The organism is Pseudomonas sp. NPDC088890, from assembly GCF_044900155.1.
Classification (GTDB): Bacteria; Pseudomonadota; Gammaproteobacteria; order Pseudomonadales; family Pseudomonadaceae; genus Aquipseudomonas; species Aquipseudomonas urmiensis.
This window is the reverse complement of sequence record NZ_JBJDNG010000006.1, coordinates 288822-304990: the sequence shown is the minus strand read 5'-3', so window position 1 is coordinate 304990 and position 16169 is coordinate 288822. Positions and strand designations below refer to the sequence as shown.

The 16169-nt window shown below is 62.4% G+C and carries 13 protein-coding genes; 12 read left to right on the top strand and 1 reads right to left on the bottom strand.

Going from position 1 to position 16169, the window contains the following annotated elements:
• Nucleotides 1-84 precede the first annotated feature (84 nt).
• From ACI2JX_RS15485 to ACI2JX_RS15450, 8 genes are all read left to right on the top strand, one after another.
• Nucleotides 85-1710, top strand: coding sequence for an ABC transporter substrate-binding protein (locus tag ACI2JX_RS15485; RefSeq protein ID WP_264234841.1), 1626 nt, complete (start codon nt 85-87; stop codon nt 1708-1710).
• A 213-nt stretch (nt 1711-1923) separates the two neighbouring features.
• Nucleotides 1924-3516 carry an ABC transporter substrate-binding protein gene (locus ACI2JX_RS15480; RefSeq protein WP_264234840.1) on the top strand — a complete coding sequence of 531 codons (1593 nt, stop codon included), beginning with the start codon at nt 1924-1926 and terminating at the stop codon, nt 3514-3516.
• Nucleotides 3517-3743: 227 nt separating this feature from the next.
• Nucleotides 3744-5123: an OprD family porin gene (locus ACI2JX_RS15475; protein WP_404690422.1), complete on the top strand. Its 1380-nt coding sequence runs from the start codon at nt 3744-3746 to the stop codon at nt 5121-5123.
• A 71-nt stretch (nt 5124-5194) separates the two neighbouring features.
• The gene (locus tag ACI2JX_RS15470) at nt 5195-6790 is read left to right on the top strand and encodes an ABC transporter substrate-binding protein (protein ID WP_404690421.1); all 1596 of its coding nucleotides are present in this window, start codon (nt 5195-5197) and stop codon (nt 6788-6790) included.
• Between the two features lie 88 nt (nt 6791-6878).
• Nucleotides 6879-7889, top strand: a complete 1011-nt coding sequence (locus ACI2JX_RS15465; protein WP_186554052.1) for an ABC transporter permease subunit — start codon at nt 6879-6881, stop codon at nt 7887-7889.
• A gap of 9 nt (nt 7890-7898) precedes the next feature.
• A complete protein-coding gene (locus ACI2JX_RS15460; RefSeq protein ID WP_186554053.1) occupies nt 7899-8825 on the top strand; it encodes an ABC transporter permease subunit in 927 nt (308 codons plus the stop codon).
• A 10-nt stretch (nt 8826-8835) separates the two neighbouring features.
• On the top strand, nt 8836-9804 hold the full coding sequence (locus ACI2JX_RS15455) for an ABC transporter ATP-binding protein (protein WP_264234837.1): 969 nt from the start codon (nt 8836-8838) through the stop codon (nt 9802-9804).
• The gene (locus tag ACI2JX_RS15450) at nt 9804-10772 is read left to right on the top strand and encodes a peptide ABC transporter ATP-binding protein (RefSeq protein ID WP_186554055.1); all 969 of its coding nucleotides are present in this window, start codon (nt 9804-9806) and stop codon (nt 10770-10772) included. The genes ACI2JX_RS15455 and ACI2JX_RS15450 overlap by 1 nt, the downstream gene beginning before the upstream one ends.
• Nucleotides 10773-11014: 242 nt before the next feature.
• Here the strand turns inward: ACI2JX_RS15450 and ACI2JX_RS15445 are convergent, their stop codons facing one another.
• Nucleotides 11015-11971: a hypothetical protein gene (locus tag ACI2JX_RS15445; RefSeq protein ID WP_404690420.1), complete on the bottom strand. Its 957-nt coding sequence runs from the start codon at nt 11969-11971 to the stop codon at nt 11015-11017.
• 292 nt (nt 11972-12263) lie between these two features.
• Between ACI2JX_RS15445 and ACI2JX_RS15440 the strand changes: the two genes are divergently transcribed.
• From ACI2JX_RS15440 to ACI2JX_RS15425, 4 genes are all read left to right on the top strand, one after another.
• Entirely contained in the window at nt 12264-13073 is an 810-nt protein-coding gene (locus ACI2JX_RS15440) for a helix-turn-helix domain-containing protein (protein ID WP_404690444.1), read from the top strand.
• A gap of 63 nt (nt 13074-13136) precedes the next feature.
• A complete protein-coding gene (locus ACI2JX_RS15435; RefSeq protein WP_404690419.1) occupies nt 13137-14543 on the top strand; it encodes an NAD(P)/FAD-dependent oxidoreductase in 1407 nt (468 codons plus the stop codon).
• A gap of 33 nt (nt 14544-14576) precedes the next feature.
• The gene (locus ACI2JX_RS15430) at nt 14577-14918 is read left to right on the top strand and encodes a cupin domain-containing protein (RefSeq protein ID WP_186554058.1); all 342 of its coding nucleotides are present in this window, start codon (nt 14577-14579) and stop codon (nt 14916-14918) included.
• 69 nt (nt 14919-14987) lie between these two features.
• Nucleotides 14988-16067, top strand: a complete 1080-nt coding sequence (locus ACI2JX_RS15425) for a polyamine ABC transporter substrate-binding protein (protein ID WP_264234834.1) — start codon at nt 14988-14990, stop codon at nt 16065-16067.
• Nucleotides 16068-16169 lie beyond the last annotated feature (102 nt).

Genomic DNA, 16169 nt, shown 5'->3' with positions numbered 1-16169 from the left:
CATTGGGAACACCCCCTGCATAAGTATCCGCAGGTCGGCTCACGAGGCCACCTCAAATCCAAAAATGACAACAATGAGGCCACCATGCTCAAACACGCAGTCATTCCGTTCCTGGTCGGCGCAGGCTTGCTTGCCAGCGCACCGTCCGCCCTCGCTGCAAGCAACCTGGTGTTCTGCTCCGAAGGCAGCCCAGCCGGTTTCGACCCAGGGCAGTACACCACCGGAACCGACTTCGACGCCTCGGCCGAGACCGTGTTCAACCGCTTGACTCAGTTCGAACGCGGTGGCACTGCGGTGATCCCGGGGTTGGCCACTAAGTGGGATGTCTCCGACGACGGCAAGACCTACACCTTCCACCTGCGTGAAGGTGTCAAGTTCCACACTACCGATTACTTCAAGCCCAGCCGCCCATTCAATGCCGACGACGTGCTATTCACCTTCAATCGCATGCTCGACAAGAACGACCCGTTCCGCAAAGCCTACCCCACCGAATTCCCGTACTTCACCGACATGGGCATGGACAGCAACATCGCCAAGGTCGAGAAAGTCGATGAGCACACCGTGCGTTTCAACCTCAATCAGGTTGACGCAGCGTTCATTCAGAACCTGGCCATGAGCTTCGCCTCGATTCAGTCGGCCGAGTATGCCGCCCAGTTGCTCAAGGAAGGCAAGGCCGCCGAGATCAACCAAAAGCCGATCGGCACCGGCCCGTTCGTGTTCAGCAAGTATCAGAAAGACGCGCAGATTCGCTTCAAGGGCAACAAGGACTACTGGAAGCCTGAGGACGTGAAGATCGACAACCTGATCTTCGCCATCACCACCGACGCCTCGGTGCGCATGCAAAAACTCAAGAAGAACGAGTGCCAGGTCACCCTGTTCCCGCGCCCTGCCGATATCGAACCGCTCAAGGCCGACAAAAAGCTGCAAATGCCGCAACAGGCCGGCTTTAACCTCGGCTACATCGCCTACAACGTGATGGACCAGATCAAGGGCAGCAACCAGCCCAACCCGATGGCCCAGCTCAAGGTGCGTGAAGCGCTGGACATGGCGGTCAACAAACAGCAGATCATCGATTCGGTCTACCAGGGCGCCGGCCAGTTGGCAGTCAACGCCATGCCGCCGACCCAGTGGTCCTACGACACCAGCATCAAGGACGCCAAGTACGACCCGGAAAAAGCCAAGCAGCTGCTCAAGGAGGCTGGGGTCAAGGAAGGCACCGAGATCACCCTGTGGGCCATGCCAGTCCAGCGCCCATACAACCCCAACGCCAAGTTGATGGCCGAGATGCTGCAATCGGACTGGGCCAAGATCGGCATCAAGGCCAAGATCGTCAGCTATGAGTGGGGCGAGTACATCAAACGCTCCAAGGGTGGCGAGCAAGGCGCCATGCTGATCGGCTGGAGCGGTGACAACGGTGATCCGGACAACTGGCTGGGCACCCTCTACGGCTGCGATGCGATCGACGGCAACAACTTCTCCAAGTGGTGCTACAAACCCTACGACGACCTGATCAAGCAGGCCAAGGCCACCTCCGACCAGGCCAAGCGCACCGAGCTGTACAAGCAAGCGCAGCACATCCTCAAGGAGCAGGTGCCGATCACCCCGATCGCCCACTCCACCGTGTACCAGCCCATGAGCGCCAAGGTTAAGGACTTCAAGATCAGCCCCTTCGCCTTGAACGCCTTCTACGGCGTGAGCGTGGAGAAATAGACCCGCCTGCCCATCTTGCCTGAACGGCGTGATGGGCTCGGGCTGCCGATAGTTCATCAGACGCTTCGTCGCGAGCTATCGGAAATTTCCCGCAGTACCAAGCGAATTCGCAACCTGTCATCCCCTTCCTGACGGCCGTACCGTCAGGAACGGGTTTCTGTTGCCGTCATTCATCGCTGCTGCAGCTGACATCGATCAGGAAAAGGACTTGCCATGCGCCAGATTCTGCTGTGTTCCGTTGTGCTTGGCCTGGGCTTACTGACCCAGGCCCCAATCAGCCAGGCCAACAACCTGGTGTTCTGCTCCGAAGGTAGCCCGGCCGGTTTCGACACCGCCCAATACACCAGTGCCACCGACAACGATGCCGCCGAGCCGATCTATAACCGCCTGGTCGAATTCGAGCGCGGCGCCACTGCGGTGCAGCCAGCCCTTGCCGAGAAATGGCAGGTCTCGGCTGACGGCCTGCAATACACCTTCCACCTGCGCCCTGGGGTGAAATTCCACAGCAACCAGACATTCACGCCGACGCGCGACTTCAATGCCGACGACGTGCTATTCACCTTCCAGCGCATGCTCGACAAGCAGCAACCCTTGCGCAAAGCCTACCCCACCGAGTTTCCGTACTTCGTCAGCATGGGGCTGGACAAGACCATCGCCAAGGTCGAAAAAACCGATCCAATGACCGTGGTATTCACCCTCAACAACGTCGACGCCGCGTTCATCCAGAACCTGGCAATGAGCTTCGCCGCGATTCTCTCCGCCGAGTACGCCGACCATCTGCTGGCGGCGGGCAAACCCAGCGACATCAATCAAAAACCGATTGGCACCGGCCCCTTCGTATTCCAGCGTTACCAGAAGGACTCGCAGATCCGCTACAAGGGCAACCAGGACTACTGGAAGCCCGAGGACGTAAAGATCGACAACCTGATCTTCTCGATCAACATCGACCCATCGGTGCGCATCCAGAAGCTGCGGCGCAATGAATGCCAGGTGACCCTGCACCCGCGCCCCGCTGATCTGCCCAAGCTCAAGACAGACAAGCAACTGCAGGTGCTGAGCAAGCCAGGCTTCAACCTCGGCTACATCGCCTACAACACCCGCCATGCGCCGTTCGACCAGCTGCAGGTGCGCCAGGCGATGGACATGGCAGTGAACAAGCCAGCGATCATCCAGGCGGTGTACCAGGACGCCGGGCAACTGGCGGTCAATGCCATGCCGCCGACCCAGTGGTCCTATGACGACACCCTCAGGGACCAACCCTACGACCCCGAGAAAGCCAAGGCGCTGCTCAAACAGGCTGGGGTCAAGGAAGGCACCGAGATCACCCTCTGGGCGATGCCGGTACAACGCCCCTACAACCCCAACGCCAAGCTGATGGCCGAGATGCTCCAGGCCGACTGGAGCAAGCTCGGCTTCAAGGTGCGCATCGTCAGCTACGAGTGGGGCGAGTACCTCAAGCGCATGAAAAGTGGCGAGCACGACATCGCCCTGATCGGCTGGACCGGTGACAACGGCGACCCGGACAACTGGCTGGGCACCCTCTATAGCTGCGGCGCGATTGGCAGCAACAACTACTCGCTGTGGTGCGATCAGCAGTACGACCAGTTGGTCCAGCAGGCCAAGCAGGTCACCGACCGCGAACAGCGCAGCGCGCTTTACCAGCAGGCCCAGCAGCGGCTCAAGCAACAGGTACCGATTACCCCGGTGGCGCATTCCACGGTCAACCAGCCGATCAGCGCCAAGGTGCACGACTTCAAGGTCAGCCCGTTTGGACGCAATGCGTTTTCCGGTGTGAGCGTCGACTGATTTGGCAGTCGGTGCCGGCCTCATCGCGGGGCAAGCCCGCTCCCACGCTACCCATACCCACGCACCTCGCGTGCTGCGTGGGAGCGGGCTTGCCCCGCGATGAGGCCGGCACCGAATCCTTGCCCCCCGAACTTGCCCGGCCACCCCGCGGCAACCCCTGCACCACCGCAACAGCGCCTGCTCACAAGGCAGGTCGATAACTAAAAAAATGAAAGGGAGCTTTCACCTTGAGACCCATTATCCCCACCGCACTAGCCCTGTCGGTCAGCGCCTTCAGCGCCCTCACCCAGGCCGAACCGGCCAGCCAGGCGTTCTTCCCGCTGAGCCTCAAAGCGTCCAGCGAACAAGCCGAGGCAAGCGGCTTCTTCGAGGGCCAGAGCCTGACCGGCAGCACCCGCAACTGGTACGCCCGCGAACGCGCCACCCGCGCACCGCTGTGGCAGTACAGCAAGAGCGACGGCAGCCGCCATGACACCCACAGCCGCGACAACTGGGTGCAGGGCACCATCCTCAACTACAGCTCGGGCTTCACCCAAGGCACCGTGGGCTTCGCCACTGAAGTCGCGGCCTACAACGCCATCGCCCTGGAACGCGGCCGCGCCGCCATCGCCGGGCCCAACAACCGTACCCTGACCCACAGCGACGGCGACCCGGTGGGCCAATGGAGCAAGGCGGGCCTGGCCAATATCAAGGCACGCATTTCCAATACCACCCTGACCGTCGGCCGCCAGTCGCTCGACACGCCGATGATCGCCTACATCGGCAACCGCGCCCTGCCCTCGAGCTTCCAAGGTGTGAGCCTGCACAGTGCCGAATTCGACAACCTGTCGTTCGACCTGGGCAGCTTCGACCGGGTCTCGCCGCGGACCGAGCAGAGCCTGAGCAAATTCCGCACCGAGTACGGCGCCGCCGGGGTAGAGACCGACCGCGCCAGCACGGCCGGGGTCAACTACCAACCGTTCAAGAGCCTGACCACCAGCCTGTATGCCACCAAGGTCGACGACTTCTGGAACCAGTACTACTTCGGCGCCAACCACGTGCTTGGCGACAGCGCGGTACTGAGCCTGACCACGGGTCTTAACTACTACAAGACCGTGGATGAAGGCAGCAAGAAGATGGGCGAAATCGACAACGACACCTACAGTCTGTCGTTGGGTCTGACCCACCAGGCGCACACCCTCACCGCCTCCTGGCAGCAAGTGAACGGCAACGAGTATTTCGACTACCTGCACGAGACCAACGGCATCTACCTGGCCAACTCGCTGCTGTCGGACTTCAACGGCCCCAACGAGAAATCGCTGCAGCTCTCCTACGTGCTGAACATGGCGCCTTACGGCGTGCCAGGGCTCAAGTTCAACCTGTACAACGCTCGTGGCTGGGGCATCGACGGCACTCACTACCGCGGCAATGCCTACAATGTGCGCGGCATGGACGGCGAGACCCACTATGAGTGGGGCATCGGCACCAGCTATGCGGTGCAGAGTGGGCCACTGAAAGACACCAGCATCCGCGCCACCTACAGCGCGCACCGGGCGAGCAAGGCCCAGGCCGACGGTAGCCTGGACGAGTTGCGTATCGTCACCACCATTCCGTTCAACATCCTCTGACCGTTGACGCCATGGCTCGCAACAGGCGGGCCGTGGCGGCTACGCTGGAATCATCACTGCAGGGAGGTTCCATGAGATCTCTACCGCTACGCGCTGCCCTGGCAGCGGTCATTCTCGGCGCCGCCAGTAACCTGGCCGCCAAGCCACTGGTGGTGTGCACCGAGGCCAGCCCGGAAGGCTTTGACATTGTCCAGTACACCACCGCGGTCACCGCCGATGCCTCGGCCGAGACCGTGTTCAACCGTCTGGTCGATTTCAAGCCGGGCACTACCGATATCCAGCCGGCCCTGGCCGAACGCTGGGAGGTCAGCGACGACGGCCTGACCTATACCTTCCACCTGCGCCAAGGGGTGAAATTCCACACCACCGACTACTTCAAGCCAACTCGCGACTTCGATGCCGACGACGTGCTGTGGAGCATTCGCCGCCAGCTCGATCCAAACCATCCGTGGCACGACAAGACCAGCGTCGGCTACCCGTATTTTGAAAGCATGGCCTTCAAGGACCTGCTCAAGTCGGTGGAAAAGACCGACGCGCACACCGTGGTGTTCACCCTTAACCGCCCCGAGGCGCCGTTCCTGCGCGACATGGCCATGGCCTTCACCTCGATCTACTCCGCCGAATATGGCGACCAGTTGCTCAAGGCCGACAGAACCGGCGAGCTCAACAGCAAGCCGATCGGTACCGGCCCGTTCATCTTCCAGCGCTACAACAAGGACGCCCAGGTACGCTTCAAGCCCAACCCTGAGTACTTTCGCGGCAAGCCCCCGGCCGATGCACTGATCTTCGCCATCGCCACTGACAGCAACGTGCGCCTGCAAAAGCTGCGCGCCAACGAATGCCAGGTGGCGCTCTATCCCAAGCCTGATGATGTACCTTCGATCAAGACCGACCCGAAACTCAAGGTCGCCGAAATGGAAGCCCTGGTGACCGGCTACATCGCCCTCAATACCGAGCACAAGTACCTGCGCGATGTGCGCGTGCGCAAGGCCATCGACATGGCCTTCGACCGCCAGACCCATGTCGATCAGTTGTTTGGCAAAGGCAATGCGCTGGTCGGGGTCAATCCCTATCCGCCGACCATGATCGGCTTCAATAGCGACAACAAGAATCCACCTCGCGACCTGGATAAAGCCCGCGCCCTGCTCAAGGAGGCTGGCGTTCCAGAAGGCACTGTTCTGACCTTGTTCACCCGCAATGGCGGCGGCCCGACCAATCCCAATCCGCGCCTGTCGGCCGAGATGCTCCAGGCCGACCTGGCCAAGATCGGTATCAAGCTCGACATCCGCGTGATGGAGTGGGCCGAGATGCTGCGCCGGGCCAAGAATGGCGAGGCGGACATGGTTTCCACCGGTTGGGCCGGCGACAACGGCGACCCGGACAACTTCCTCAGCCCACTGCTCAGCTGCGATGCGGCCAAAAGCGGCGAGAACTATGCGCGCTGGTGCAACCCTAAGTTTCAACAGCTGATTACCCGCGCCCGTGAAGTGATCGACAACGATGAGCGCGCAAGCCTCTATTTCAAGGCCTTGGCGGTGTACGATGAGGACCAGCCTTGGATCAGCATGGCTCATCCGAAGATGTTCACCGCCATGCGTGAGAACGTGGAGGGTTATCACATCAACCCTCTGACCAATAACAACTTCGCCACTACCCGGGTGAAGTAGAACAATAACGACCGCCGGCAACCCACACGGGCACCGGCGGCATGCTCTAACCGGCTGGCAAGTCCAGCCTGATGAGGTAACCCAGACAATGTTGAGTTTTATTGCCCGGCGCCTAGGCCTGCTGATTCCGACGTTTTTCGGCATCACCTTGCTGACCTTTGCGCTCATACGCCTGATCCCCGGCGACCCGGTGGAAGTGATGATGGGCGAGCGCAGGGTCGACCCCGAGATGCATGCCCAGGCCATGGAGCGCCTGGGCCTGAACAAGCCGCTGCCAGCCCAGTACCTGGACTACGTCGGCAAGCTGGCCCAGGGCGACCTGGGCGAGTCGCTGCGCACCCGTGAAAGCGTGTGGAACGAGTTCACCACGCTGTTCCCCGCCACCCTCGAACTGGCTTTCGCCGCCCTGCTGTTCGCCGGTATCGTCGGCCTGCTGGCCGGAGTGATCGCCGCGCTCAAGCGCGGCTCGCTGTTCGACCATGGGGTGATGGGCATCTCGCTGGCCGGCTACTCGATGCCGATTTTCTGGTGGGGCCTGATCCTGATCATGTTCTTCTCCGTGAGTCTGGGCTGGACGCCCGTGTCGGGGCGGATCGACCTGCTCTACGACATCGAGCCGAAGACCGGCTTCATGCTCATCGACACCCTGCTCAGCGATGAGCAAGGCGCCTTCAAGGACGCGGTGATGCACCTGATCCTGCCGGCCATCGTGCTCGGCACCATTCCGCTGGCGGTGATCGCCCGCATGACCCGCTCGTCGATGCTCGAAGTGCTGCGCGAGGATTACATCCGCACCGCGCGCGCCAAAGGCCTGTCGCCAGCCCGCGTGGTGTTCGTGCATGGCCTGCGCAACGCACTGATCCCGGTACTCACCGTATTCGGCCTGCAAGTCGGCACCTTGCTGGCCGGCGCGGTACTCACCGAAACCATCTTCTCCTGGCCGGGCATCGGTAAATGGCTGATCGAAGCCATCGGCGCCCGTGACTACCCCGTGGTCCAGAACGGCATCCTGTTGATCGCCTGCCTGGTAATCCTGGTCAACTTCGTCGTGGATATCCTCTACGGCCTGGCCAACCCACGCATCCGTCATCAGCGCTGAGGCCTCGTCATGACTAGCCCGATTCCAAACTCCGTGACCCCGCCCAGCCCGGTCGATCAGAGCCTGCTCTACCCCTCGCCGTACAAAGAATTCTGGCAGGCCTTCTCGCGCAACAAAGGCGCGGTGGCGGGCCTGGCGTTCATGTGCCTGGTGGTGTTCTGCGCACTGTTTGCGCCATGGGTGGCTCCGCACAATCCCAGCGAGCAGTACCGCGACTTCTTGCTGACCCCGCCGGTATGGCTCGAAGGCGGCACCTGGCAATTTATCCTCGGTACCGACGAGCTGGGCCGCGACCTGCTTTCACGGTTGATCCAGGGCGCACGGCTATCGCTGCTGATCGGCCTGTCGTCGGTGGTGATGTCGTTGATTCCGGGGATCTTCCTCGGCCTGCTTGGCGGGTTCTTCCCGCGTATCCTCGGCCCGTCGATCATGCGCCTGATGGACGTCATGCTGGCGCTGCCGTCGCTGCTGCTGGCCGTGGCGATCGTCGCCATCCTCGGCCCTGGGCTGATCAACACGGTGATCGCCATCGCCATCGTCTCGCTGCCGTCCTACGTGCGCCTGACCCGCGCCGCGGTAATGGGTGAGCTCAACCGCGACTATGTCACCGCCGCCCGCCTGGCCGGCGCCAGCTTGCCGCGCCTGATGTTCATCACCGTGCTGCCCAACTGCATGGCGCCGCTGATCGTGCAGGCGACCTTGAGCTTCTCCTCGGCGATTCTCGACGCCGCCGCGCTGGGCTTCCTTGGCCTTGGCGTGCAACCGCCTACCCCTGAGTGGGGCACCATGCTGGCCTCGGCCCGCGACTACATCGAACGCGCCTGGTGGGTGGTGAGCCTGCCAGGCCTGACCATTTTGCTCAGTGTGCTGGCAATCAACCTGATGGGCGACGGGCTGCGCGATGCGCTGGACCCGAAACTCAAGAACGCCGCCTGAGGAGAACGCCATGTCACTGTTGCAGATCAACAATCTCAATGTGCGCTTCGGCGACGCCGATGCCGTACCGGTCGTGGACGGCCTGGACCTGGCGGTGGACGCTGGCGAGATCGTCGCCATCGTCGGCGAATCCGGCTCAGGCAAATCGGTGACCATGATGGCCCTAATGGGCCTGATCGACGCCCCGGGGCGGATCACCGCCGATGCCATGACCTTCGCTGGCATCGACATGCTCAAGCTCAGCGGCCGTCAGCGGCGCAAAGTGGTCGGCAAGGACATCGCCATGGTTTTCCAAGACCCGATGACCGCGCTCAACCCTAGCTACACCGTAGGCTTCCAGATCGAAGAAGTGCTGCGCCAACACCTGGGCCTGAAGGGCAAGGCGGCGCGCCAACGGGCACTCGAATTGCTCAAGAAGGTCGAGATCCCTGCCGCCGAAAGCCGCCTGGACGCCTACCCGCATCAGCTCTCCGGCGGCATGAGCCAGCGCGTGGCAATCGCCATGGCCATCGCTGGCGAGCCGAAGCTGCTGATCGCCGACGAGCCGACCACCGCGCTGGATGTGACCATCCAGGCGCAGATCATGGAGCTGCTGGTCAACCTGCAGAAAGAACGCAACATGGCCCTGATCCTGATCACCCACGACCTCGCCGTGGTCGCCGAAACGGCCAGGCGCGTGTGCGTGATGTACGCCGGCCAAGCGGTAGAGGTCGGTCAGGTACCGGAGCTGTTCGACATCCCTGCCCACCCCTACAGCGAGGCGTTGCTGGCGGCCATTCCCGAGCACAGTATCGGCGCCGAGCGTCTGGCCACCTTGCCCGGTATCGTCCCCGGCCGTTATGACCGCCCGCAAGGTTGCCTGCTGTCGCCGCGCTGCCCTTATGTGCAGGACAACTGCCGACGCCAACGCCCGCCCCTTGCCCCGCAAGCGCATAGCCTGGCGCGTTGCTTCTATCCGCTGAACCAGGAGGTGGCCTGATGACCGCCGTGCTTACCGCCCGTGACCTGACCCGCCATTACGAAGTGTCCCGCGGCCTGTTCAAAGGCCACGCCCTGGTACGCGCGCTCAATGGCGTGTCGTTCGAGCTGGAGGCTGGCAAGACCCTCGCCGTAGTGGGCGAGTCCGGTTGTGGCAAGTCGACCTTGGCCCGCGCACTGACCTTGATCGAAGAGCCCACCGCAGGTTCGCTGCAGATCGCCGGCACCGAAGTCAACGGCGCCAGCAAGGCCGAGCGCAAGCAACTGCGCCGCGACGTGCAGATGGTCTTCCAGAGCCCGTACGCCTCGCTCAACCCGCGGCAGAAGATCGGCGACCAGTTGGCCGAGCCGCTGCTGATCAACACGTCGCTGAGCAAGGCCGAGCGCCGTGAACGGGTGCAGGCGATGATGCAGCAGGTGGGTCTGCGTCCTGAGCATTACCAGCGTTATCCGCATATGTTCTCCGGTGGCCAGCGCCAGCGGATCGCCCTGGCGCGGGCGATGATGTTGCAGCCCAAGGTGCTGGTGGCCGATGAGCCGACCTCGGCGCTGGATGTGTCGATCCAGGCGCAAGTGCTAAACCTGTTCATGGACCTGCAAAAACAGTTCAACACCGCCTACGTGTTCATCTCGCACAACTTGGCGGTGGTGCGGCATGTCGCCGATCAGGTGTTGGTGATGTACTTAGGAAGGCCAGCGGAGATGGGGCCGAAGGAAGATATCTACGAGAAACCGCTGCACCCGTATACCCAGGCCTTGCTGTCGGCGACGCCGGCGATTCATCCCGATCCGTTGAAGCCGAAGATTCGCATCACCGGGGAGCTGCCTAACCCGCTCAATCCGCCGGATGGCTGTGCGTTTCACAAGCGTTGCCCGTATGCCACGGAGCGCTGTGGCAAGGAAGTGCCGGCGTTTCGCCAGGTAGGTACGCGGCAGGTGGCGTGTCACTATGCAGAGCAGTTTCTTTAGATTGGCGTGATGCTGTTTGGGGCCGCTTTGCGGCCCATCGCGGGCAAGCCCGCTCCTACAGGTACAGCGCAGTTTCGAACTTCACGCTAACCCTGTAGGAGCGGGCTTGCCCGCGATGGGCCGCAAGGCGGCCCCAAAATCGTCAATGCATAAAGATCGCGATCAGAATGATCACCGGAATCGGTACCCCAAGCATCCACAGCAATATAGAGCGCATGATGTTTCTCCTCGAACGTTAACCCTTAGCGAATCGGCGCAGTCCCAGCATTAACCGCACGTCGTTCGCCATACCCCAGCCCATCCTCGTCGATCCAGCGCGCTTGATCGCGCTGACGACCACCGAACAGTGCAGCGAAGCTTGCGAAAAACGCACCGCACAGCAGCGCAATGAAGGTCCACAGGGCCGTCCACGCCGCCACCTTGGCCGCCGTGTCAGCCGCTTGCTGAGCGGCAACCTTGGCTTTTTGTGCATCCTCCTGAACCTGGGCATAGACCTGATCGACCCGTGCCTCGGCTTCGGCCTGGGTCAAGCGGGTACGCTGCGCCACCAACTGCGCCAGATAGGTCCGGTCAGCCGGATCCATCGCCCCGCCATTGCTCAGGGCGCGGGTGACAATTCGCCCTGCCACCGCATTGGCCGCATCTTCGCTGACGGCCGCAGGGCCCTCGCTGCGGAACAGGCCATCGACGTAGTAACCCATCGGATCGACATCCGGCCCGTCGGCATCCTTGGCAACCGCCGCAGTCGACGCGCCAGCCACTCCACCCACCGCAGCGGCACCCGCCTGGGCACCGGCACTGGCAACATTGCCAGCGGTGGCCACGATCAACGTGGCAGCGACCAAGGTAGCGACCGCCCAGGCCAACAGCCCATGGGCGGTATCGCGGAAATACACCTCGTCACCGTGCAAGTTCGCCCACCTCACCCGCAGCCGGCCAGCGATGTAGCCACCGGCACCCGAGGCGATAATCTGTGTGACCAGCAGCCAGACGATGGTGGAAATACCCAGCGCCTTGGCACTGGCACCCTCATGGGCCCATGGGGAAGACGCAGCGAACCCCAGGCCTGCGCCGAGGATCATCAGGATCAATGACAAGGCAGCCGCCGCAGCGGCACCCGCGAAGATCGCCGCCCAGGACACACCCGAGCGATTCGGGCCCTCGGCGACGGTGGTTGGCAGATCGGCAGTGGTAATCATGATTCAGCGCCTTTTGTGGTGAGCAACGATTCCATGTGCTTTGCACTTAGGGCGGTGCAGGCGCTGTGCCAACTGTGTCAAAAAATTACACTCCAACAAATCAATGGGTTAGCCGGATCGGGCTGGTCAGGATCGTGCAAAACACCCGGATTGGCGCTTTGAGCTCAGGGTTTTATGCAAGGTCCAGCGCTTGCATCGCGGGGCAAGTCCCTCCCACCAGGCCCCTGACACAGTGGCAAAATGTGCGGGAGCGGGCTTGCCCCGCGATGATCCCACCGGCACCATCACTTGCATGATCCCGAGCCCAATCCCCGACGGCCCTGAGCAAACGCCGATCACCGCCGCAACGGTCCTGCGCTACCACCTCTGCTGGAAGCACCGCGACCTCGACGGGGTGATGGCGCTGTACCACCCAGACGTCGAGTACCATGACTTTTTCCAGAATCGCGTGCTCAACTACCAGGCGCTACGCGACTACGTGCGCGTGTGCCTGCCCCACGAAGCCGGCGAGGACATCGTCCATAGCGATCGCATCCGCGTCGATGGCTGTACCGCGTTCATCCAGTACCAGGTCACCGTGCAAGGCGGCGATGGCCTGGCTGCGTTCCAGTCCAGCGAAGCGATCACGGTCAAGGACGGCTTGATCTGGCGGGTCAACGAGTACGCCACCCTGGTGCGCCAGAGCACGCAGGGGCTCAGCGGCGCCAGTTCGCGGCCGGCTACCAGCCGCCTGGGCTTGTCGCCCAGGCAACTGAGCACCATGGCTCAGGACCTTGAGCACTATTTCCAGCGCCAGCGCCCCTATCTGGACCCCGAACTGGACTTGCAGCGAGTTGCCAAAGAGAGCGGCTACAGCCGCAACCAGATCTCCTACCTGCTCAACCAAGTACTCGGCCAGAGCTTCTATCGCTACGTCAACCAAGCCCGCCTGCAACACCTGCTGGCCGGGCTGGACGATGACAGCGTCGCCTCGACCATGGACGAGCTGGCCTTCAGCGCCGGTTTCAACTCGCTGTCGGCCTTCTACAAAGCCTTTCGCGAACACACCGGTCTTTCGCCCAAGGCCTATGTGAAGCAAGTTTCCCTGCGTGCACGCACGTAAGACAGCCACCGCCACAGGCCCCTAGGATCGGTCACAGACCTTACCGATGTGGAGCCGCACCTGATGCAACCCTGGCGCACGATCAGCCTTTGGATGGACCAGCTCGACGAGCCCCTCTGCGCACGACCTGCCCTGCGCGAAGACCTCGACCTCGACGTGTGCATCATCGGTGCTGGCTACACCGGGCTGTGGACCGCCTATTACCTCAAGCGCCAGGCACCGCAACTGAAGATCGCCATCGTCGAAGCCAATATCGCCGGCTTCGGCGCCTCCGGGCGCAACGGCGGCTGGCTGATGGGCAACCTGCTGGGGGAAGATCGCCTGCTGGCCACCCTTTCGCCGCAACAACGGCGCGCCAGCATCGACTTGCTGCATGGCATTCCCGATGAAGTCGACAGCGTGCTCCAGCGCGAAGGCATCGACTGCGACTATCGCAAAGGCGGCGTGCTGTATTGCGCCGCGCGCTACCCCGAGCAGGAGCGCAGCCTGCGCGCCTACCTCGACGACCTCTATCGCCAAGGCATGACCGAGGATGACTACCGCTGGCTGCGCCCCGAGCAGCTGGATGGGCAGCTGCGCGTGAGCAACGCCTACGGCGCGATCTTCAGCCCGCATACCGCCACCATTCAGCCAGCCAAGCTGGTACGCGGCCTGGCCCGGGTAGTCGAGAGCATGGGTGTGACAATCTACGAGAACACCCCCGCCAATGACTTTCAGCCCGGCGAAGTACGCACGCCGCTGGCCAAGGTGCGCGCCCACTGGGTGGTGCCGGCTGTGGAAGGCTACGCCGCCAGCCTACCGCCGCTGGGTAAGCATCAATTGCCGGTGCAGAGCCTGCTGGTGGCCACCGAGCCGCTGCCTGAATCGACTTGGGAACAGATCGGCCTGGCTCAGGGGCAAGCCTTCAGCGAGAGCAGCCGCCAGGTCACCTACGGCCAGCGCACCGCCGACAACCGCCTGGTGTTCGGCGCACGCGGCGGTTATCGCTTCGGCGGTCGCCTGCGCGAGAACTTCAACCTTGAAGACAACGAGGTCGAGCTGCGCCGTTATCTGTTCGGCGAACTGTTCCCGCAACTCAAGCACGTGCGCATCACCCACTCCTGGGGCGGCAATCTCGGCATGGCACGGCGGTTCCGCCCGCACATGCTTTGCGACCGTCAGCGCGGCATTGCCCTGGCCGGCGGCTATGGCGGTGAAGGCGTCGGCGCTACCAACCTCGGCGGGCGCACCCTGGCGGCGTTGATTCTCGGCCTACACAACCCACTCACCGCCCAGCCCTGGGTGCACGACAACCGCCCAGTGTCGAGCCTGGCCAGCTGGCCGCCCGAACCGTGCCGCTGGCTGGGCTACAACGCGATCATCAAGAGTTTCGTCCACGAGGACAGGACCCTCGCCAACCCTGCCAGCGCGCCGTGGAGGCGGCGCCTGGCCAGTGGCCTGGCGGACTTCATGGAAGGCTTCATGCACTGACTTGCCTTTATCACCACACAGGATCCACCGGTCATGAGCATTACCCAGTTCAAGCACACCGACAGCGCCATCCTCGAGCACGCCAACCCGGTCGCCGTCCCCCTTGGCGAGCCCGTCGCGGTGACGTCGGTCACCAGCGTCGAGCGCAGCGACGGCGTCGAAACCGGCATTTGGGAGTGCAGCCCAGGACGCTGGCGGCGGCAGATCGTGCAACAGGAGTTCTGCCACTTCATCAAGGGCCGCTGCACGTTCACCCCCGACGGTGGCGAGCCCCTGCTCATAGAAGCCGGAGACGCACTGATGCTACCGGCCAACAGCACCGGCACCTGGGATATCCAGGAGACCGTGCGCAAGACTTACGTTCTGATTTTCTGATCCGCTGATCGCCTCTGCCGCCTTTCGATACCCCTTCGATAACAACAGACCAAGCAAGGTATACCGGACATGCGCACGCTTCTTATCGCCCCACTGATGCTGGCCGCCTGCGTGGCCAATGCCGCCGACTCGGTGAAGATCTACAACTGGTCCAGCTACATCGCCCCCGACACCCTGAAGAACTTCCAGCAGGCCAGCGGCATCGTGCCGACCTACGACGTGTTCGACAGCAACGAGACGCTCGACGGCAAACTGATGACCGGTAACTCCGGCTACGACGTGGTATTCCCTTCCAACCATTTCATGGCCCGGCAAATTCAAGGCAAGGCCTTGAAGAAGCTGGACAAGAGCCAGCTGCCCAACTGGCACAACCTCAACCCAGTGCTGCTCAAGGCGCTGGAGGTCAATGACCCGGGCAACCAGTACGGTTTCCCCTACCTGTGGGGCAGTACCGGCATCGGCTACAACATCGACAAGGTCAAGGCGGTGCTTGGCGATAATGCCCCGGTCGACTCCTGGGACTTGATCTTCAAACCCGAGTACATGGCCAAGCTCAAGAGCTGCGGGGTGGCGGTGCTCGACAATGGTCCGGAGCTGCTGCCAATCGCCCTGCACTACCTGGGCTTGCCGCACCACAGCCAGGATCCGAAGGACTACGACAAGGCCAAAGCGCTGTTGATGAAGGTGCGCCCGTACATCAGCTACTTCCACTCGTCCAAGTACACCGGCGATCTGGCCAACGGCGATGTCTGCGTGGTGGTCGGTTTTTCGGGGGATGTGCTGCAGGCGAAGAACCGCGCCGAGGAGGCCAACAATGGCGTGAAAGTGGGCTATTCGATTCCCAAGGAAGGCGCGCCGATGTGGTTCGACATGGTCGCCATGCCCGCCGATGCGCCCAACGAGAAGGCCGGCTACGCCTACATGAATTACTTGCTGCAGCCGGATGTGATGGCCAACATCAGTAACCATGTGCAGTACGCCAACGGCAACCTCAAGGCGGATGCGCTGGTTGACCCGGCGATGAAGGGCAACACGATGATTTATCCGAGTGAGGATGTGATGGGCAAGCTGTATGCGCTGGAGGCGATGCCGGCGAAGATCGACCGGATTCGCACCAGAGTCTGGACAAGCATCAAAGCTGGCAATTGAGGATTGGGGCCGCTGCGCGGCCCTTCGCGGGCAAGCCCGCTCCCACAGGTACAGCGCTGCCCTCAATTTCAGCGCTGCACCTGTGCTAACTCACAGGAACCG

Excerpts from the sequence above, each read along its gene's own strand:
- ACI2JX_RS15485 (WP_264234841.1), top strand. The coding sequence starts at position 85 with ATGCTCAAACACGCAGTCATTCCGTTCCTGGTCGGCGCAGGCTTGCTT.
- ACI2JX_RS15480 (WP_264234840.1), top strand. The coding sequence starts at position 1,924 with ATGCGCCAGATTCTGCTGTGTTCCGTTGTGCTTGGCCTGGGCTTACTG.
- ACI2JX_RS15470 (WP_404690421.1), top strand. The coding sequence starts at position 5,195 with ATGAGATCTCTACCGCTACGCGCTGCCCTGGCAGCGGTCATTCTCGGC.
- ACI2JX_RS15465 (WP_186554052.1), top strand. The coding sequence starts at position 6,879 with ATGTTGAGTTTTATTGCCCGGCGCCTAGGCCTGCTGATTCCGACGTTT.
- ACI2JX_RS15460 (WP_186554053.1), top strand. The coding sequence starts at position 7,899 with ATGACTAGCCCGATTCCAAACTCCGTGACCCCGCCCAGCCCGGTCGAT.
- ACI2JX_RS15455 (WP_264234837.1), top strand. The coding sequence starts at position 8,836 with ATGTCACTGTTGCAGATCAACAATCTCAATGTGCGCTTCGGCGACGCC.
- ACI2JX_RS15450 (WP_186554055.1), top strand. The coding sequence starts at position 9,804 with ATGACCGCCGTGCTTACCGCCCGTGACCTGACCCGCCATTACGAAGTG.
- ACI2JX_RS15445 (WP_404690420.1), bottom strand. The coding sequence starts at position 11,971 with ATGATTACCACTGCCGATCTGCCAACCACCGTCGCCGAGGGCCCGAAT.
- ACI2JX_RS15440 (WP_404690444.1), top strand. The coding sequence starts at position 12,264 with ATGATCCCGAGCCCAATCCCCGACGGCCCTGAGCAAACGCCGATCACC.
- ACI2JX_RS15435 (WP_404690419.1), top strand. The coding sequence starts at position 13,137 with ATGCAACCCTGGCGCACGATCAGCCTTTGGATGGACCAGCTCGACGAG.
- ACI2JX_RS15430 (WP_186554058.1), top strand. The coding sequence starts at position 14,577 with ATGAGCATTACCCAGTTCAAGCACACCGACAGCGCCATCCTCGAGCAC.
- ACI2JX_RS15425 (WP_264234834.1), top strand. The coding sequence starts at position 14,988 with ATGCGCACGCTTCTTATCGCCCCACTGATGCTGGCCGCCTGCGTGGCC.